Genomic DNA, 14,762 nt, shown 5'->3' on the forward strand with positions numbered 1-14,762 from the left:
CGTAAGCCTTTGATTTTCAAAAACTTTTTGCCAAAGTGCGCGCTGCTTAAAATTTGGGCAGTTTCTAACCTGGGCCAATTCTTCTAACGGGTGGCTTTGGTTTTGCGTGCCGATTTGTGCCTGACGTAGTCCGCCGTCTGCGCTTCAGTCGCGTGGGCTCCCATGGTTTTGGCCGCGCTCATGCCCTCGCGTGCCTCCTTGTCCGTCAGGGCTTTGGCGCGCAGGTCATGGAATGTGCAGTCGGTGATGCCTGCCCGCCTGCGGGCGCGCTGCCAGGCCGCTGATGCGCCCCAGTAGGTGTATGCCTTGCCGTCCTGCGTGGTGAACACCTGCGGGGCGAATCCTCGGCGGGCCTTGCGCAGCTCACGCAACCGCCGTTCCACGTCTCGCAACTTTGGCGTCCACTCGATGAGCACCCGCGCGGCCGTGCTGCCTCGCACTTTGGATGGCTGAAAGACGATCCCATCGCGCTGGATAGCTGACCACTCCAGTGCGAGAAGGTCGCCGATGCGCTGGCCGGTCAGGTAGGCCATGTCGATGAGCGCGCAGATCATCGCGCCCGATCGGGTCGGCCGGCCATCATCGCCGCGCATGGCTGCCACTTTGATGCGGCGCAGCTCGCTGTCGGTGATATAGCGGCTTCGCGCAGGCGTGGCCTTGGTGCGGATGGCTTGCAGCGGGTTGGTGCCGGCGGGGCGCAGCCCCAGCTCTTCCGCGAACCGCATGTACTCTCGCAACTGGGCTCGATAGGCGTTGAAAGTGCGCGGCTTGGACTTGAACTGCGCCAAAAACTCGGCGCAGTCCGGCGTCTCGACCTGCGCCGGGGTGAAGTCCTCGAAAGCGGCGGCGATTGCCTTGCCGCGAGAGCGCTCGTCTTTTTGCGTCTTCTGGTCGTGCGCGGGCATGACCTCCCGTTCCCAACGAGCGATGAGCGCAGGCATGGTCAAGATGCCTGCGGCCTGCGACCTCGCCTCGGCAAGCGCTGCGTACAGGGCAGGCAGCCCATCCTTGATCAGCGACAGCTTGTGCCAGATGCGCTTGTTGCCCTGGGCTGTGACGAGGTAGTACCAGCGGCCTTTGGGGAACACGCCTCTGGGCAGGGGGTCGCGCTTCATGCGGGGGCTTTGGCCAGCAGTTTGACCTTGGGTTTCGTTGCCAGGACTGCACCGGGCTGCATGGAGCATACCGCCTCGTAGTGCGCCCTCTCCAGGATGACATTGCCCAGCCGGTCGCGGCGCGCCCTGCAAAAGCCTTGCCGGTGCAGCTCGGCGAGCTGATCGGACGCTCTGCGGTAGCCCGTCAGTATCACCAGCTCTTCAGGGGAGAGGATCAGGTCTACCATCACCGATCGTTGCTTGTGGCTGGCTGCTCGACTGCTTCCCAGTCGCGCCGCAGCGGCCAGCCAGTCACCGGATGCAGCACGACGACTGGGCGCACCTTGCCGGCCTCGCACAGCCGGCGCAGCGGGTGTTTGCGCAGCCAGTCGGCATTGACTCGTAGGGCCCTCGCGAGGTCGCGTGTCGTCCAGGCGCCGGTGCGGGTGTGCATCTTCGCCAGTACGCGCACGTCGTTGCGCGCCGCCTCGTCCGCCTTGAGCTTGGCGCTGATCTCGCGATTGCGCCGCGCCCACTCCAACTGCCATGCGCGCTCACGCTCCGAAGGCTTGCGCACGGGGCGCGGCGCGCTCGGCGGCATCGATGGCGCGCGCGCCGATTCGATCATCTTGCGCAGGTCGATCATCCGTGTGCCTCCGCGAACAGGTCCAGCTGTCGACGCGGTCGAGCGATCGACCCTCTGCTGCCGAGGACCTCGAGGCGGTCGCCGCTCCACACGTTGGTGCCGTCCAGGCGGTAGCCGTTGAGCCACACCAGCCCGGGCCGGCCTGCATTCGTGCGGTCGCTGTGGCAGGTGAGGTGGTAGTGCGGCTCGCTGGGCGAGTCGTCGCCGTTGATCCAGCGCAGGTACTGCGGGCAGGTGCAGGGCCCATCGATCCGCAGCACGAGATACGGCCCACCGGCGTAGGAGGTGCGCACCACGTCGCCGACTTGCAGCATGGTTACTCGTCCTCACCCATCTCATCGCCCATCCTCCCGCTGAAAAGCAATTCGATGGGGTCGTAGGAGCCGGGGGCTTCGGCATCCAGCCTGCGCCGGATGTCTTTCATCTCCTCGGCCAGCACTTCCAGCCGTTCCCACATGGTCGAGCCTTCCTCGGCGCAGGCGTTGTAGCGCTGCTTCAGTGCGGTGATTTCGTCTTTGGTCATGCCATCACTCCTTGAACTTCACGCGCACCACGCTCGTCCATGGCTCAGGCTCCTTGCGTGCTGCTCAGGTACTCGGCCATGCCGGCTTCCAGGGCTTTGCGGGTAGCCTCGCGGCCGCGGGCGGTGCGGGTGCGGGGGCGGGAGGTCTCCTCGGTGGCCGAAGGCGGCTCGTCCTCAATGGGCCCGCCTTCGTCGTGACCGGTATCGTGCGCTCGTGCGAACAGGTCTGTGGCGTCGGGGTAGTCGGCTGCGAATGCCTCGGTGCTGCCGTCGATGGCCTCGGCATTGGGGTCAGGGCCGCTTAGCCGGATCCAGATGGCTTGGCCGATGTGCATGGCCAGCTTGCCTAGCCTGTCGGCGTCCACGTCACTGGTGCTCACACGGAATCGCAGCACGATAGAGCCGCCCTGCTTGGCTTCGACGACAAACTTGTCAATCTTGCAGCCACCGAAGACGAGAGGGGTGGATTCGTCGATCCCCTCATCGACTTCAAGCGTCCAGCCTTCGTGAGAGGTGGTCAAGGTGTGTTTGTCAAAGGAGTTGCACCGCAGTACCGGCGTGCTGGGTTCTACGCCGGGCAGTGAGTCCTGACGGTCCACGGGCTTGTAAAGCGCTTCGCGGATGTGCGGGTCGATGCGGTCGAGCACGGTGTTGGCCGCATCGATCGAGATGCCGAGCGAGACGGCAGGGTGCTCGTCATCGCCGTGTCGCTCGACGCGGTTGGTGACGCTGGTCAGGCGGGCTTCGGTGGTTTCGGGCAACTGGAACATGGGCGCTCCTGGTGGTGGGAAGATAAGAGGACTCGCAGCGGCAATCGTTGAGGGAGGGAGGAGAAGGAGAGGCCGCTGGTCAACGCCCCGTGAAACTGGGTCAGGCCGCAGCCGGCCGGTCTTGCTCGGCCTCGGCCAGCTCGCGCTGGCGGATCTGCTCCTGCTCCTCGGGGGAGGGTTCCCAGTCGGCTTGTTGTGCGGCCTCGTCTTGTGCGTGTGCGGCTTCGCTGGGGCGCGCCGGCGAAGGTGCCGCCGGCGCGGTGATTTCGCCCGTCTCCGCGTCCACGGTCATCGGCGCCAGGGCGTTGGCTTGCGGCAGGCCCATCTCCGCGCGCTCGTCGGCTTCGATGGCAGCGGCCAGCTCCACGCTGATGGGCAGCCACTTGAACAGCCGCCGCACCACGGTCTTGAGCGCCATCTGCTCGAAGTGCGTGACCCACGGGCCGCTGCTGCCCGCGCGGGACTGCGCGCGCACGGCCTCGACCTCGCGGCGGCTCATCACCTCGAATTGCACGCCGCCGTCCTTGAGCTTGGCGACGGAGTAGACGAACCGCAGCTTTTCAGGCTGGGTACGCGCCGGGTTGTCGAAGTCGGGGACGTGGCGCAGGTTGCTGTCCAGTCCCAGGGTCACCTCGAAGGTGTCGCCCTCGTACACGGCGCGCGCCTCGATGCTGACGATCTGGCCGGAGCGGCGCGCCAGGTCGATCATGCCCCGGTAGCCGACAATGAACTGCACCTCGGTGCGGCCCGCCTTGCGGTTCTCGAAAGGGATCAGGTAGGCGTGCCCGAGCGGGCCGCCCGGCTCGAGACCAAGCTGAGCGCAGGTCATCAGCGCGCCAAGGAAGCTCGTCTGGTCGCAGCGCGCCAGCGCCGGGTTTTTGCGCACTTCGGTCAGCGCCACGCGCGCCAGGCGCTCTGCGGTCACATGCCGGGGCAGCGCAAGCTGCATCTGCTGCTTGATCTTTGGGTCGGTCAGCAGTGCGGCAATGTCGCCGCCTGCGGGCTTGCGGGCGGCTGGCGTTTGGCCGGTCACGGCGGCCTTCAGTGCGGTGGTCATGGTCAAATTCCCTTCCGAAAGATTTCGTGCCTGATCCGGTCCTTGTCGGAATCGCTGTAAAGCCCGCGCATACGGGCCACGATATCGACGACAGCATGCTCGACGACGGCAGAGACGCCTCTGACTACCGCCCGTTGCATTTCCTTGGCGATGGCTTGCGTCAGGGCCTCTGTGTCAACCTTGCTCAGACCCTCTCGTACCGCCGCGCCGATCGATTCGATGGTGACGGCGCCAGCGATCGTCTGCGCGATCGCGCTCTGCATCTCGTAGCCACCGATGGCTTTCTCGATCGCCTTGGTGGCAACTTCCTGCATCGCGGCTTGCACGACCGCCTGGTCAACTTTGATTTCCATGTCTACTCCTTGAGAAGGAACCGGCGGCTGCCGGGGGTTTCGGTGGTGAATTGCTCCACCAACTCAGCTGGCGGCACCGGCCAGTGGTGGTGCACCAGCGCTTTCCAGTCGGTGCGGCGCGCTGGCTTCGTGGCCTTCCAGGTCGCCAGCGGCTGGCCGTTGAACGTGAGCGCGGATCGCTCGCCCAGGGCCAGCTTGATGCGTTCGACGGCCTCCTCGTAGCGAGCTTCGGCGTAGGCCATGTCGTTCTTGGCCGCACGCGCCGCGCTGTAGGCGGCGAGCAGCTCGTCGTCGGCTTCCAGCGCCTCGCCGTTGTCAGAGCGGAATAGCGTCTCGACGTCGCGCGCCGTCGCGGGCTCTGGCGCTTGCCCGCCCAGCACGTGCCGGTGCCAGAAGTCGTCGGCGCGCTCGAGCATCGCCGCGATCGTCTCGTCGTCGCGGTGGATGCGCCGGATCACCAGCCGCTGCCCGCCGATGAGGGCGGCCACGTCGCACCAGGGCTGGCCGGTGATGCCCAGGTACCACATGCACTGGGCCTGGTAGTGCAGGGGCACCGCGTCGTCGTCGCCGTCGCGGCCCCACTCGCCGGCCTTGTAGGCACTGGCGGTCTTGACCTCCAGCAGTCCGTCGGCCCCGAGCAGCGTTCCGCCGTCGTCGGCCACGCGCACGCGGGAGCCTGGCGCGACGATGGCGCGGTCGATGTTGCCGATCGCCCATTCGTGCGACGGGTGGCGCAAGATGCGGTTGACGCGCTGGATGTTGTGCTCGGTTCGCTCGGCGTATTCCCTGGCGACGACATCCTCCAGCAGTGCGCCCCAGCGCACGGCCTCGGCATCGCCGATGGTGTCGTCGGTGGACCGGCCGGTCTTTTCCAGCCACACATCCACGGCGGTTTTCCAGGGCGACAGGCCCAGGATGGCGGCGATGTCGCTGCCGCCGATGCCAGATCGGCGCTCGGCGAGCCACTCGGCGCGATCAGCGGCGGCGTTCATGGCTGTTCTCCTTGACAAAAGGCGATGGCGCCAGCAGGAAGGCCGCCAGCGCCGCGAAGAAGCGCCGCGCGCGGCTGACGTACACGGGCCGGGACGTGGCGCGGCGCGCGGGCTCGATCTCGTCCAGGCTGCGCGGGTAGCGCTTCACGGTGGGCCAGCCGTCGCCGTGCAGCGGCCGGCCTGCGCCGATGCGCGCGAAGCCCTCAGAGGTGTGCAGGCCCTCGATGGCGGCATGCCGTTCGGTGCGGGGTGCTTTCATCGCTCAGGCCTCCCGCAGGTCGAGGTCGGCCAGCTCTTCGGCCCAGGTGCGGGCGTAGCGCGCCGCAATCGCGCGGCGCAGTGCGGCCACCTCGGGGCAGGGGCTGTGCTGCAGCAGGTGCAGCAACTGGCCGAGCACGTCGTCGTACTCCAGCGTCTCGTGCACGGCCTCGGCCAGGCTTTGCGTGACGATCACATCGCGGCCCCGCGTGAGGCCGCGCAGCACATAGGGAAGCCGCACTGCGCCCGCCCCGCCGGTCATGCCGGCCAGCAGGGCGATTTCGAGCTCCTGGGCCCAGCGCCGCACGGCGGCGGTCTCGGCCTCGATGCGGCGCTCGCGCGCATCCAGCGCAATGTGGGGGAAGGGTAGGACGGGCATCTCCATCTCCTGGGGTGGGGACGGATGTAGTATCACGAACGTGATTTGCTTTGTCAACACAATCGTGATTAATGTCCCCCTTCAGGGGGGTGGCATGCCGCCGTGACGGCTTGCTACCTTCCCGGCGCAGGCGGATGGCGGACGTGTCGCGCCGCCGCCGTGGCGACGGTCAACCTATGGAGGGGTCAGTGAAAGCAAAACTCGTGGCCGCAGCAGCGGCGGTGGTGATGGCAGCCTGCGGGGGCGGTGGTGATGGCGGCGATGAGGGCGGCGACAAGGGCGGCTCCGGTGTGGCCGCCCAGGGCTTCTGGGATGGCGAGGACTTCTCGGCGCTCGTCACCCCGTCCGGCGAGGTCTGGGTGGTGGAGGACTACGGGGTGGACGGCCTGGTGCTGTCGCGCGGTAGCATCTCGTCCGTCTCGGGCAACAGCGTCAGCGGCTCGATGCAGTCGTACTTCTCCGACGGCACGCTGAACTCGACGATCAGCGCCACCGTGGCGCCGGGGGCCACCTTGTCGGGCACCATCACGCCGCAAGGCCAGCCATCCAGCACTTTCTCGGCCACCTACAACCGGGCCTATGACCAGCCGGCGCTGCTGAGCAACCTCACCGGCACTTGGGCGATCGAGGGCGGCTCCGTGGTCTTCAACGCCCAGGGCGCTTTCACCGCGGTGCAGGATGGGTGCAACACCTCAGGCCAAGTCACGGCGGACTCCAGCGGCAAAAACTTCTTCCGCGCCACCGTGAACTACGGCGCCGGATGCGGCACAGCCCAGGGCCTGACGGCTACCGGCATCGTGGTGACGGACGGCCAGGTGATGGTGGTGGGCCTTGTCGGCGGGGGGACTGGGGTCGCCTTGATCGGCGAGCGGCGGTGATCGCTGCGCAGTTGGCTGATCCCAAATGAGCCTCGGTGACCTCGACAACTCTGGTTGGGGGCGCCGGCCCAGTTTCGGGCAATCTGTCGTGAGGCTTGTCGGCCATGCGGTGGGGGGTGCGTTCCTTTTCGCGGCCCTTGCCTGCTTGTCGTGGGGGTTGGGCTACGGTGTTGCAATGCTGCATCGTATCCACCCTTTCAGCGAATCGGTCCTCCTTGCGCTCCATGGGGTAGAGGTGGCGATCCTCTACCTCGACATCGGGCTGAGTGGTATTGTTCTTTTCGTCGGAGCCGTCCGGTTCGTCAGGGAGATTTCCGGGAGTCGCCCATGAGTCGCACTGTCAACACTTTTTCTGAGGGTTTCATTGGTGCGTTCAAGTTGGCTGCCGCGATCGTGCTGGCTGTGCTGGCTGCCATCTCGGCGTTTGTTTCTGGAGAGGGCGCCGCAAGTCACCGGCAGGACAGCAGGAACGGCCATGTCCACTGACCTCCCTTGCCCTCAATAGGGAGCCGCCTTCGGGCGGCTTCTTTCTTGCGGACGTGTGCGTCTTCTGCTGGCACTGGCGGTGGTGGCAGACCCTGTTCAGCCGCTCTTGCCGTGACCAATCCCCCACATGGGGGCCGGAACTGCGTGGTTTCCCCCGGATCGAACCAGCGTACGGTGGCACAATCAACCGCCTAAGCCCTGAATCGGCCGGTGCCGGCCATCAGCAAGGAGTGCAACAAGTGTTCGCCTACCGCGTGGGTTACCCGCTGTGGAAAACCGTGGCCAAGGCGGGGGTGCCTGTGAAGTTCCTGGTGCGGGTGCATCGGGACGAGGCGTCCAACACCTACTGGGCCTGCAGCGACGACATCGACGGCTTGGTCGTCTCCGGCCAGACGCTCGACGAGCTGCGAGAGGAAGTGCGCAGCGCTGCCCAGACGCTGCTGGAGATGGCCGTGGACGGCGATGCGGCCCGCGTGCGGCCCGAGATGCTGTTCGATGACCAGTATCTCGCGGCCTCATGAATGGGTACTACCGGCTCGTCATCGACATCCTGAAGGCCCACGGCTACACCTTCTGCCGCCCAGGCAAGGGTTCCCACGAGATCTGGACCAATGGCAAGCGCCACCAGGTCGTCTCGAAGAACATGCCCTCGCGGGACATGGCCAACGAGATCATGAAGCAGGCCGGGATCAGCCACCGGTTCCGTTGACGGGGCGCTGGTGCGTGCTGAGGCCGCCCCTTGCGTTCGTGTGCAGGTCGTCGTAGATCACGGCACTGCGGCCCACGGCGTTTCAATCCACGCGCCCGCGTGAGGCGCGACGGCGCGCCAAGGCCTCACACCCGCTCGCTCTGCCGGTACACGACCTCGCCGACGATGCGCGTGGCGTCGTCGCAGAGCTTGCGCGGGTAGCGGCGCTGATCCGGGTTGTCGCTGGCCAGCCACCACGCGCCCGCATCGCGCATCAGGCGTTTGACCACCGGCTCGCCCTCGTAGAGCACGAGGAAGGCCACGCCGTCTTTCGGGGTGGTGCTGTCCATGTTCACGACGATGAGGTCACCGTCGTACAGCGTGGGCTCCATGCTGGCGCCGTGCACCCGCATGGCGATCATGCGATCGGGCCGGTAGCCGTGCCGCTCGTACCAGTCGCGCCGAAAGACGATAGGCGCGCCGTCGCCGGCGCCGCTGTGTTCATAGTCGATGGCAAAGCCCGTGATCCCGGCGCCGGCCTTGATGGTGGCGCGCCGCACAGCAGGGTAGTCCGGGTTGTTGTCGAGGTCGATTTCGCGGGAGGAGGGCAGGGCTGCCTGAGCGGCCGCCTCACGGCCAATGGCGGAGGCGCTCTCCGGGCTGCCTAAAAGTCGGACTGGGCCACGGCCAGACTTCAGCCATTCCGCGTGCACGCCCACCGCTTTAGCGATTTCCAGCAGATCTCTAGGATTCCGTCGAGTCCCGGCCTCGATGTTACCGATGGTGCCTTGAGATACGCCGGCGCGCCTCGCCAGTTCTTCCTGGCTGAGGCAGGCGATGGTCTCACGCGCCCACTTCAGGCGTTCTGCAAGCGTGTTCACATCTGTGATTAAGCCAGCGTCTTGCATCACGTTGGTGTTTCCGCCACAATCACGATCGTGATGGATGTGTGTGAGGAAGCATCGTGAGTCCCCTTGAACGCGCTATCTCGATCTGCGGTGGTGTCACCGCCCTGGCTTCCGCCATCGGCGTTGCGAGTAGCGCGCCGAGCATGTGGAAGTCGCGGCGGAAAGTACCGGCCGAGCACTGTCCGGCGATCGAGCGGGAAACCAGGCGCCGCGGCCATGCCGTGACATGCGAGGAGCTGAGGCCGGATGTCGCTTGGGACGTACTCCGCCATCAGGCCGCCCCCTTGCACCATGAGGCGGCCTGAGATGAGGCCGCCGCCGCAGGAGTGCGCCACCGTGGATGCGCTTGATGTGTGCCCGGCGGGCCAATGCCGCCCGGTTCCTGTGGAGACGGCGCGCGCGGCGCACTTCGCCCTGGAGTACCTGCTGCGCAACAACCCGGAGGCGTTGCACAACGCGGACTTCCCGCTGGCGCTGGCTACGCTCGATGCCACCTTTGGACTAACTCGGCAAGCATCAGCGAATGCGGCCCGTATCGCAGTGTTTCGAGGTCTGGGTAGTCCCGCGTGTCCCGGATTGCCAGCGTCTCGTAGTACACGATCGCCCCATACGGGCAAGGGTGGTCCGCCGGCGCAATCTTGCGATAGATCGCCAAAACGCCCTGATGGCGGCCGTCGGAGGTCGTGATGATTTCGCACGCGACGATGACTTCGCCGAACTCGTTCATGGGCGCTCCTTTCCTGAGCAGGTGGTTGGTGGAACACCCATTGTGCAAGGGTCAGGAGCGCCCGCCTTCCTCCTCCACGCGGCGGCGCAGCCGCCGGGCCCAGGCGTCGAACTGGTCGGCCGCGCGCAGGGTGCACTCGCGCACCACCTGGGCCAGCTTGCGCCGCGCCCAGGCGTGGATGGCTTCTTCTTCGCTGTGCATCGCTCGTGATGATGGGGCGGGGGATGGTCATGGGTGAACTGTCGGCCGCCCCCATCGAAAGGTCACGCAAGGCCTTCTCCATGGTCTTGCAGGCCATGCAAGACCCTGGAACGCAGCGCAATCTGGCGCAGGTGCTGGGGGTGAGCGAGTCCACCGTCAGCCGCATCAAGAACGAGAAGCTAGAGGACGCGCTGGCGCTGATTTATCAGCTCGGCTTCAAGGTGGTGGACGCCTCGCGCGTGTGCGTGGACCGCAGCAAGTACGAAGCGATGGTGACGATTGCGCGCGCGGCCATGGCCGATGAGGACACGGCGCGCCGCCTGATCTGGGAGGAGGAGGGGGCATGAAGCATCGCCCGCCCGTGGACTATTGGAAGCGCCTGGTGCGCATCGTGCTGGGCCTGACGGTGGCGTGCCTGGCGGCACCGCTGGTGTTGTTGCTGCTGGCGTTGTGGCTGTCATGAGCGCGCCCTTTGCCTACCGGCCGCTGCCAGGCAGCATCGCTGACCGGGTGATCCGGCACTTGCAGCAGCAGCCGCCGGGCACGGAGCTGGCCACGGCGGTGCTGGCCGAGCTGGTGGGCCAGCCCGCCAGCGCGCTGTCCCCCATTTTGAAGCCCGCGCGTGACCACGGCGTGCTGCAGGCGCGCCGCCTGCCGCACCAGGGCAACAACCTGTTCTGGTCGCTGGCGCAGCCGCCGCAGCACGATGCACCGGCGGCTGCGACCGGGCCGGCCGCGCCGCCGCAGGCCGAGGACGCCTGCCAGAGCAGCCGCGGCTTTTGCTGCGCGCTGTTCAGCGACGGGCGCCTGGTGCTGGAAAAGCCCGGCCAATCGATGACGCTGAGCGCGGATCAGACGCGCGAGCTGGTGCGCTACCTGGAGCGCATGGGAGACGGGTCGTGAGCACTCATCCGTTACTTCTTCTCGGTCTCGACCGCTCAGGAGGGCCTCAGTGAACTACTACGAGCACCACATTGGCGACTTCCTCAAGAAGACCGTGCACCTGACCGTCGTGGAAGAGGGGATCTATCGCCGGCTGCTGGACCGCTACTACATCACCGAAGGCCCGCTGCCGGCCGATGTACGAGAGTGTTGCAAGCTGGCTCGAGCCTCGTCACGGAAGGAGCGTGAGGCCGTGGCCACGGTTCTCAAAGAGTTCTTCCATCTGGAGGCTGACGGCTACCACCAGCGGCGCGCCGACGAGGAGATCGCACGCTTCCATGACAAGCACGAGAAGGCCAAACGCAGCGCTGAAGCACGGTGGAACGCACAGCGTTCGCAATCCGATGGCAATGCGAGCGCATTGCCGGATGACATGCGACCGCATATGCGAACGCAATGCGAAGGCGATGCGAACGCAATGCGAAGGCGATGCTCCCAAACACCAGACACCAGACACCAGACACCAGAAGAGATAAACACACTCACTGCTGACTCCACCGAAGTTGGGGTGTGTGGTGGTGGGGGCGGGGGAGGACCGCCTGACGCAACCCCGGCAGGCCTCGTGTGCAGGGCCATGAAAGCCGTCGGCATTGCCGACGTGAACCCAGGCCATCCGGAGCTGCTCGCGCTCCTGGAGGCCGGTGCCGCGCAGGCCGAGTTCGTTGGCGCTGCTGAGGAGGCCGTGCGGCGCCACAAGGGCTTTGCCTACGCGCTGGGCATGGTCAAGCGCCAGCGGCTCGAAGCCGCGAAGGTCAAGCGCTCGGTGCACCACGGGCCGCTGCCCGCCAGCGACGACCCGCGAGCGCGCCAGCTCGAAACCGCCGCCCTCATGACCGGGCGAGCACACCCAAGCCGCACCCAGGAGACCATCGATGTCGCATCACGAGTCGTCCCTTCCTGAGCCCTGGATCGAGCGCATCTGGTCGACGATGCGCGCCTACTACGGCGCGGCCTTCGACCGCATGTGGGCATGCCCAGCCGGTGTCGATCCGAAGGATCACGTGGCCCAGCTCAAGGCTGTCTGGGGGCGCGAGCTGCGCCACCTGCAGCAAAACCCGATGGCGCTGCGCTATGCGCTGGAGCACCTGCCCGAGCGGGTGCCCAACCTCGGCGAGTTCAAGGCCCTGTGCCTGGCTGCGCCGGCGCGCCGCCCCCAGCCGCATGAGACGCTGCCCTCCAAGCCGGCGGACCCGGCGCGCTCGGCCGCGTTGCTCAAGCGGATGCAGGCGGCCTTGTCCAGCCGGGGCGGCGACAGCCGGGCATGGGCCCGCCGGCTGCAGGAGCGCGAGCGCCGCGGCGAGCGGCTGACGCCGGCGCAAAAAGCGGCGTGGCGCGCCGCGCTGCCCGACATGGAGTGCAAATGATGCCCGGAAATGGCCTTAGAACGGCCTACAAGGCGCAAACGGAGCGAGGTCGGTACCCTGGTAGCGACCGGGCCGAAAAAACGCCTGTAGCGCCCAAAATGCTGCCGACGCATCGGCGCGCAGTGGCAGCGAGCGAGCATGCGCTCGACGGTGGAGGTGCTTGATGTCGGACCTTGCGCCTTGCAATCCCCGGATGCGGATCGACGCTTGCGCGATGTGCCGCCGGTACGCGCCGCATCTGCCTCATCTGGCCGAGTGCCGGCCGAGCTTGATCGTCATCGACGCAACCATCGTCCGAAAAGACGGCCAGTGCCCGCTGTTCCAGCGCTCAAGCCCAGTGGCTGTCGGATCGGGCAAGGAGGCACAGTGATCGTCTTGGCCGTCGATATCGGACTGTCCGGGGCTCTGGCCGCGGTGGATCACCGCCACACGTGCGTGGTGCACGACCTGGTGACGGTGGCCGCCGAGGAGGCCAGCACGAAGCCTCGTCGTCGCCTGTGCGGCCGCTCGCTGGCGCAGCAGATCCGCCAGATCGTGCCGCCGGGAGAGGCGGCCACGCTGGTCATCGAGGACGTGCAGGCGCGCCCGATGGGCAATGGCGGCCGCCATGGCAACGCCATCCAGACGCAGGGCTCGCTGATGCGCAGCCGCGGCATCGTGGAGGGCGCGGCCGACGTGCTGCGCCTGCCCCTCAAGGTGGTGCAGCCGCAGACCTGGAAGCGCCGCTTCGGGCTGCTGGGCAAGGACAAGCGGGAGTCGCTGGAGGTGGCCCGCCGCCTGTTCCCGGCCGCTCAGTCGCTGCTGGCGCGTCAGAAGGACCACAACCGGGCCGAGTGCCTGTTGATCGCCCTGTGGGGGCAGATGGAGCTGGCCTGATGGCAAGAACCGTCATCCTCATCGACGGCCGCGAGGTGGACAGCGCCTCGCCCGAATGGCGCGAGGAGTGCCTGCAGCGCCACCGCCATGTGGACACGCTCTTGCGCCTTTGCACGCGCCAAGAGCGCGCCCAGTACCTGGAGGCCGTGCGCCAGGCAGAGGGCGAGGAGGCCGCGCGGCGGCTCAAGCTGAAGTTCCTCGCAGAGTGGGAAAAGTCCCGCGCATCGGCATCAAAGACACAGGAAGCCAAAGCATGAACGAACTGAACCGCCACGAGTGCCTGCCTCAGCCTCAGGCCCGCGAGATCACCGACCCCGACGAGCGGCTGCGTGTGTGGGCCGACACGCACGCGGGCGATCTGGAGCTGCAGCCGCTGCCTTCGTGGATGCAGCCCTCCCGCCGCATCCACCGCGACGCTGACCAGCCATGCCGCGACTGAGCCGCGATCAGTGGGAGTCCATCCGCGCCGAGCGCGAGGCGGGGGCGAGCTTTGGCGATCTGGCGCAAAAGTACGGCGTCGACAAGGCCGCCATCGTGCGCCGCGCCAAGGCCGAGGGCTGGAGCGACGGCACCGACGTGGCCGATGTCATCCGGCGCAAAGTCACCGAGAAAGTCACCGGAATATCACCGGCTGCCGATCCAAAAAGGAAGGCAGCAGCCATCGACGCCGCAGCCGACCGCAGCGCCGAGATCATCCGCCGCCACCAGGAGGAATTCAACGCCATCCGCGAGCGGCTCTATGCCGGCCTGAAGGCGCACCGGGCAGCCGAGGCGAAGGAAGACAAGCAACTGGCCTTCGAAGACTTGAAGGCCGCCAAGATCGCCAGCGAGACCATCATCAACATCCACCGCGCCGAGCGCCAGGCCTGGGGGCTCGATGAGGCCACCGCGCAGCCGACGATTGTCATCGAGCGCAGCTATGCGAAGAAGGAGCGAGCCGAATGAGAGTCATCATGACGAAGGGCGAGGAGTTTCCGCAGGATCAGCCGGAATGATGCGCCGCTTCCGCCAGCACCTTCGCCGCCCATTGGTTGAGACTGGTGCCGGCAGCCTGCGCTGCCACCAGCGCGGCGCTATGCACTTCCGGCGGGATGCGCAGCATCAGGCGGCCGGACGCCGGTCGGGTCGGCGCGCGCCCGGATTCGGCGCATTCTTTGAGGTAGAAGTCGATCGCGTTGTGGAAATTTTGGGTCAGCTCGGCCACCGTCTCGCCGTGAAAGCTGATGCGCTCGGTCTCCGGCAGGCCGAGCACGCGCCCGACGAAGAGATTGTCGCGTTCGTCGAAATCGACTCTGGCCGTAAAGCCTTTGTAGATCATGGTGTTCATGGTTCGATTCCTTGTGCCTTGAACCAGGCTCGCACCTCTTCGACTTGGTATTTCTTTGCTTCCTTTCCGGGGTGCGGCCGGTGCGCGTGTTTGACCGCAGCGCCGATGCGCAGCGCCACGCGCGAGCCTTCGCCTTCCTTGACCGTGCCGCCCAATGCGATGACGAGCGCTTCGATGTCGGAGAACTTGACCGTCCCGCTCGTCGGCCTGGCAAAGATGGCTTCGAGCGTCTTGCGGTGCTTGCGGTTCATGCGCTGCATGATAGCAGATAGTGCAAGCAGTGGCGGGCTTTC

Annotated in this window: 29 protein-coding genes; 13 read left to right on the top strand and 16 right to left on the bottom strand. The window is 66.7% G+C overall.

Annotation, left to right across the window (positions count from 1 at the left end; genetic code table 11):
* Positions 1–83: 83 nt before the first annotated feature.
* The 11 genes from CTA01S_RS14065 to CTA01S_RS14115 form a co-directional block, all read right to left on the bottom strand.
* Complete coding sequence (locus CTA01S_RS14065) at positions 84–1,115, bottom strand: site-specific integrase (protein WP_062196435.1); 1,032 nt, start codon at positions 1,113–1,115, stop codon at positions 84–86.
* Entirely contained in the window at positions 1,112–1,342 is a 231-nt protein-coding gene (locus CTA01S_RS16750; protein WP_062196437.1) for a DUF4224 domain-containing protein, read from the bottom strand. Before CTA01S_RS16750 ends, CTA01S_RS14065 begins: the two co-directional genes overlap by 4 nt.
* The gene (locus tag CTA01S_RS16755) at positions 1,342–1,740 is read right to left on the bottom strand and encodes a hypothetical protein (RefSeq protein WP_062196440.1); all 399 of its coding nucleotides are present in this window, start codon (positions 1,738–1,740) and stop codon (positions 1,342–1,344) included. The genes CTA01S_RS16750 and CTA01S_RS16755 overlap by 1 nt, the downstream gene beginning before the upstream one ends.
* Positions 1,737–2,054, bottom strand: a complete 318-nt coding sequence (locus tag CTA01S_RS14080) for a hypothetical protein (RefSeq protein ID WP_062196443.1) — start codon at positions 2,052–2,054, stop codon at positions 1,737–1,739. The genes CTA01S_RS16755 and CTA01S_RS14080 overlap by 4 nt, the downstream gene beginning before the upstream one ends.
* A 2-nt stretch (positions 2,055–2,056) precedes the next feature.
* Positions 2,057–2,263 carry a hypothetical protein gene (locus CTA01S_RS14085; RefSeq protein ID WP_062196445.1) on the bottom strand — a complete coding sequence of 69 codons (207 nt, stop codon included), beginning with the start codon at positions 2,261–2,263 and terminating at the stop codon, positions 2,057–2,059.
* Positions 2,264–2,307: 44 nt separating this feature from the next.
* Positions 2,308–3,033, bottom strand: a complete 726-nt coding sequence (locus CTA01S_RS14090; protein WP_062196447.1) for a hypothetical protein — start codon at positions 3,031–3,033, stop codon at positions 2,308–2,310.
* Positions 3,034–3,133: 100 nt separating this feature from the next.
* Positions 3,134–4,090, bottom strand: a complete 957-nt coding sequence (gene recT / locus CTA01S_RS14095; protein ID WP_084362441.1) for a recombination protein RecT — start codon at positions 4,088–4,090, stop codon at positions 3,134–3,136.
* 2 nt (positions 4,091–4,092) lie between these two features.
* Positions 4,093–4,443: a hypothetical protein gene (locus tag CTA01S_RS14100; protein WP_062196449.1), complete on the bottom strand. Its 351-nt coding sequence runs from the start codon at positions 4,441–4,443 to the stop codon at positions 4,093–4,095.
* Between the two features lie 2 nt (positions 4,444–4,445).
* A complete protein-coding gene (locus CTA01S_RS14105; RefSeq protein ID WP_062196452.1) occupies positions 4,446–5,435 on the bottom strand; it encodes a YqaJ viral recombinase family nuclease in 990 nt (329 codons plus the stop codon).
* A complete protein-coding gene (locus CTA01S_RS14110; protein WP_062196455.1) occupies positions 5,419–5,694 on the bottom strand; it encodes a hypothetical protein in 276 nt (91 codons plus the stop codon). Before CTA01S_RS14110 ends, CTA01S_RS14105 begins: the two co-directional genes overlap by 17 nt.
* Before the next feature lie 3 nt (positions 5,695–5,697).
* Positions 5,698–6,072, bottom strand: coding sequence for a hypothetical protein (locus tag CTA01S_RS14115; protein WP_157451373.1), 375 nt, complete (start codon positions 6,070–6,072; stop codon positions 5,698–5,700).
* Between the two features lie 188 nt (positions 6,073–6,260).
* Between CTA01S_RS14115 and CTA01S_RS14120 the strand changes: the two genes are divergently transcribed.
* From CTA01S_RS14120 to CTA01S_RS14135, 4 genes are all read left to right on the top strand, one after another.
* On the top strand, positions 6,261–6,950 hold the full coding sequence (locus CTA01S_RS14120) for a hypothetical protein (RefSeq protein ID WP_157451374.1): 690 nt from the start codon (positions 6,261–6,263) through the stop codon (positions 6,948–6,950).
* Between the two features lie 327 nt (positions 6,951–7,277).
* Complete coding sequence (locus CTA01S_RS16645; RefSeq protein WP_157451375.1) at positions 7,278–7,436, top strand: hypothetical protein; 159 nt, start codon at positions 7,278–7,280, stop codon at positions 7,434–7,436.
* Between the two features lie 239 nt (positions 7,437–7,675).
* Entirely contained in the window at positions 7,676–7,957 is a 282-nt protein-coding gene (locus tag CTA01S_RS16760) for a type II toxin-antitoxin system HicB family antitoxin (RefSeq protein WP_198150888.1), read from the top strand.
* On the top strand, positions 7,954–8,145 hold the full coding sequence (locus CTA01S_RS14135; protein ID WP_062196465.1) for a type II toxin-antitoxin system HicA family toxin: 192 nt from the start codon (positions 7,954–7,956) through the stop codon (positions 8,143–8,145). The genes CTA01S_RS16760 and CTA01S_RS14135 overlap by 4 nt, the downstream gene beginning before the upstream one ends.
* A 125-nt stretch (positions 8,146–8,270) precedes the next feature.
* Here CTA01S_RS14135 and CTA01S_RS14140 read toward each other — a convergent pair whose 3' ends face one another.
* The gene (locus CTA01S_RS14140) at positions 8,271–9,032 is read right to left on the bottom strand and encodes a S24 family peptidase (protein WP_084362443.1); all 762 of its coding nucleotides are present in this window, start codon (positions 9,030–9,032) and stop codon (positions 8,271–8,273) included.
* A gap of 56 nt (positions 9,033–9,088) precedes the next feature.
* Between CTA01S_RS14140 and CTA01S_RS16490 the strand changes: the two genes are divergently transcribed.
* Positions 9,089–9,337, top strand: coding sequence for a transcriptional regulator (locus CTA01S_RS16490; protein ID WP_084362445.1), 249 nt, complete (start codon positions 9,089–9,091; stop codon positions 9,335–9,337).
* Between the two features lie 173 nt (positions 9,338–9,510).
* On the opposite strand, the gene CTA01S_RS14145 is transcribed toward CTA01S_RS16490, so the two are convergent.
* Positions 9,511–9,759 carry a hypothetical protein gene (locus CTA01S_RS14145; protein ID WP_062196471.1) on the bottom strand — a complete coding sequence of 83 codons (249 nt, stop codon included), beginning with the start codon at positions 9,757–9,759 and terminating at the stop codon, positions 9,511–9,513.
* 51 nt (positions 9,760–9,810) lie between these two features.
* The gene (locus tag CTA01S_RS16655) at positions 9,811–9,960 is read right to left on the bottom strand and encodes a hypothetical protein (RefSeq protein ID WP_157451378.1); all 150 of its coding nucleotides are present in this window, start codon (positions 9,958–9,960) and stop codon (positions 9,811–9,813) included.
* Between the two features lie 29 nt (positions 9,961–9,989).
* Here CTA01S_RS16655 and CTA01S_RS14150 point away from each other — a divergent pair, with 29 nt between their 5' ends.
* The 8 genes from CTA01S_RS14150 (at position 9,990) to CTA01S_RS14190 (ending at position 14,087) form a co-directional block, all read left to right on the top strand.
* Positions 9,990–10,307 carry a cyclin family protein gene (locus tag CTA01S_RS14150; protein WP_198150889.1) on the top strand — a complete coding sequence of 106 codons (318 nt, stop codon included), beginning with the start codon at positions 9,990–9,992 and terminating at the stop codon, positions 10,305–10,307.
* Positions 10,308–10,419: 112 nt separating this feature from the next.
* On the top strand, positions 10,420–10,863 hold the full coding sequence (locus CTA01S_RS14155; RefSeq protein WP_062196475.1) for a hypothetical protein: 444 nt from the start codon (positions 10,420–10,422) through the stop codon (positions 10,861–10,863).
* A gap of 49 nt (positions 10,864–10,912) precedes the next feature.
* Positions 10,913–11,803: a YdaU family protein gene (locus tag CTA01S_RS16495; protein WP_198150890.1), complete on the top strand. Its 891-nt coding sequence runs from the start codon at positions 10,913–10,915 to the stop codon at positions 11,801–11,803.
* Positions 11,775–12,266: a hypothetical protein gene (locus tag CTA01S_RS14170; protein WP_084362449.1), complete on the top strand. Its 492-nt coding sequence runs from the start codon at positions 11,775–11,777 to the stop codon at positions 12,264–12,266. The genes CTA01S_RS16495 and CTA01S_RS14170 overlap by 29 nt, the downstream gene beginning before the upstream one ends.
* Positions 12,267–12,632: 366 nt before the next feature.
* Positions 12,633–13,142 carry a RuvC family protein gene (locus tag CTA01S_RS14175; RefSeq protein ID WP_062196485.1) on the top strand — a complete coding sequence of 170 codons (510 nt, stop codon included), beginning with the start codon at positions 12,633–12,635 and terminating at the stop codon, positions 13,140–13,142.
* Positions 13,142–13,399, top strand: a complete 258-nt coding sequence (locus tag CTA01S_RS14180; protein WP_062196487.1) for a DUF7696 family protein — start codon at positions 13,142–13,144, stop codon at positions 13,397–13,399. Before CTA01S_RS14175 ends, CTA01S_RS14180 begins: the two co-directional genes overlap by 1 nt.
* Positions 13,396–13,581 carry a hypothetical protein gene (locus tag CTA01S_RS14185; RefSeq protein ID WP_062196490.1) on the top strand — a complete coding sequence of 62 codons (186 nt, stop codon included), beginning with the start codon at positions 13,396–13,398 and terminating at the stop codon, positions 13,579–13,581. Before CTA01S_RS14180 ends, CTA01S_RS14185 begins: the two co-directional genes overlap by 4 nt.
* Positions 13,569–14,087: a hypothetical protein gene (locus CTA01S_RS14190; RefSeq protein WP_062196492.1), complete on the top strand. Its 519-nt coding sequence runs from the start codon at positions 13,569–13,571 to the stop codon at positions 14,085–14,087. The genes CTA01S_RS14185 and CTA01S_RS14190 overlap by 13 nt, the downstream gene beginning before the upstream one ends.
* Before the next feature lie 37 nt (positions 14,088–14,124).
* On the opposite strand, the gene CTA01S_RS14195 is transcribed toward CTA01S_RS14190, so the two are convergent.
* The gene (locus CTA01S_RS14195; protein ID WP_062196494.1) at positions 14,125–14,469 is read right to left on the bottom strand and encodes a type II toxin-antitoxin system HicB family antitoxin; all 345 of its coding nucleotides are present in this window, start codon (positions 14,467–14,469) and stop codon (positions 14,125–14,127) included.
* Complete coding sequence (locus CTA01S_RS14200) at positions 14,466–14,720, bottom strand: type II toxin-antitoxin system HicA family toxin (protein ID WP_062196497.1); 255 nt, start codon at positions 14,718–14,720, stop codon at positions 14,466–14,468. The genes CTA01S_RS14195 and CTA01S_RS14200 overlap by 4 nt, the downstream gene beginning before the upstream one ends.
* Between the last annotated feature and the right edge of the window lie 42 nt (positions 14,721–14,762).

The organism is Caldimonas taiwanensis NBRC 104434 (genome assembly GCF_001592165.1).
Lineage (GTDB): Bacteria > Pseudomonadota > Gammaproteobacteria > Burkholderiales > Burkholderiaceae_C > Caldimonas > Caldimonas manganoxidans.

What these genes read in the sequence shown, in the direction of transcription:
- CTA01S_RS14065 (WP_062196435.1), bottom strand. Translation starts at nt 1,115, where the DNA reads ATGAAGCGCGACCCCCTGCCCAGAGGCGTGTTCCCCAAAGGCCGCTGG.
- CTA01S_RS16750 (WP_062196437.1), bottom strand. Translation starts at nt 1,342, where the DNA reads ATGGTAGACCTGATCCTCTCCCCTGAAGAGCTGGTGATACTGACGGGC.
- CTA01S_RS16755 (WP_062196440.1), bottom strand. Translation starts at nt 1,740, where the DNA reads ATGATCGACCTGCGCAAGATGATCGAATCGGCGCGCGCGCCATCGATG.
- CTA01S_RS14080 (WP_062196443.1), bottom strand. Translation starts at nt 2,054, where the DNA reads ATGCTGCAAGTCGGCGACGTGGTGCGCACCTCCTACGCCGGTGGGCCG.
- CTA01S_RS14085 (WP_062196445.1), bottom strand. Translation starts at nt 2,263, where the DNA reads ATGACCAAAGACGAAATCACCGCACTGAAGCAGCGCTACAACGCCTGC.
- CTA01S_RS14090 (WP_062196447.1), bottom strand. Translation starts at nt 3,033, where the DNA reads ATGTTCCAGTTGCCCGAAACCACCGAAGCCCGCCTGACCAGCGTCACC.
- recT (WP_084362441.1), bottom strand. Translation starts at nt 4,090, where the DNA reads ATGACCACCGCACTGAAGGCCGCCGTGACCGGCCAAACGCCAGCCGCC.
- CTA01S_RS14100 (WP_062196449.1), bottom strand. Translation starts at nt 4,443, where the DNA reads ATGGAAATCAAAGTTGACCAGGCGGTCGTGCAAGCCGCGATGCAGGAA.
- CTA01S_RS14105 (WP_062196452.1), bottom strand. Translation starts at nt 5,435, where the DNA reads ATGAACGCCGCCGCTGATCGCGCCGAGTGGCTCGCCGAGCGCCGATCT.
- CTA01S_RS14110 (WP_062196455.1), bottom strand. Translation starts at nt 5,694, where the DNA reads ATGAAAGCACCCCGCACCGAACGGCATGCCGCCATCGAGGGCCTGCAC.
- CTA01S_RS14115 (WP_157451373.1), bottom strand. Translation starts at nt 6,072, where the DNA reads ATGCCCGTCCTACCCTTCCCCCACATTGCGCTGGATGCGCGCGAGCGC.
- CTA01S_RS16645 (WP_157451375.1), top strand. Translation starts at nt 7,278, where the DNA reads ATGAGTCGCACTGTCAACACTTTTTCTGAGGGTTTCATTGGTGCGTTC.
- CTA01S_RS14135 (WP_062196465.1), top strand. Translation starts at nt 7,954, where the DNA reads ATGAATGGGTACTACCGGCTCGTCATCGACATCCTGAAGGCCCACGGC.
- CTA01S_RS14140 (WP_084362443.1), bottom strand. Translation starts at nt 9,032, where the DNA reads ATGCAAGACGCTGGCTTAATCACAGATGTGAACACGCTTGCAGAACGC.
- CTA01S_RS14145 (WP_062196471.1), bottom strand. Translation starts at nt 9,759, where the DNA reads ATGAACGAGTTCGGCGAAGTCATCGTCGCGTGCGAAATCATCACGACC.
- CTA01S_RS16655 (WP_157451378.1), bottom strand. Translation starts at nt 9,960, where the DNA reads ATGCACAGCGAAGAAGAAGCCATCCACGCCTGGGCGCGGCGCAAGCTG.
- CTA01S_RS14150 (WP_198150889.1), top strand. Translation starts at nt 9,990, where the DNA reads ATGGGTGAACTGTCGGCCGCCCCCATCGAAAGGTCACGCAAGGCCTTC.
- CTA01S_RS14155 (WP_062196475.1), top strand. Translation starts at nt 10,420, where the DNA reads ATGAGCGCGCCCTTTGCCTACCGGCCGCTGCCAGGCAGCATCGCTGAC.
- CTA01S_RS14170 (WP_084362449.1), top strand. Translation starts at nt 11,775, where the DNA reads ATGTCGCATCACGAGTCGTCCCTTCCTGAGCCCTGGATCGAGCGCATC.
- CTA01S_RS14180 (WP_062196487.1), top strand. Translation starts at nt 13,142, where the DNA reads ATGGCAAGAACCGTCATCCTCATCGACGGCCGCGAGGTGGACAGCGCC.
- CTA01S_RS14185 (WP_062196490.1), top strand. Translation starts at nt 13,396, where the DNA reads ATGAACGAACTGAACCGCCACGAGTGCCTGCCTCAGCCTCAGGCCCGC.
- CTA01S_RS14190 (WP_062196492.1), top strand. Translation starts at nt 13,569, where the DNA reads ATGCCGCGACTGAGCCGCGATCAGTGGGAGTCCATCCGCGCCGAGCGC.
- CTA01S_RS14195 (WP_062196494.1), bottom strand. Translation starts at nt 14,469, where the DNA reads ATGAACACCATGATCTACAAAGGCTTTACGGCCAGAGTCGATTTCGAC.
- CTA01S_RS14200 (WP_062196497.1), bottom strand. Translation starts at nt 14,720, where the DNA reads ATGAACCGCAAGCACCGCAAGACGCTCGAAGCCATCTTTGCCAGGCCG.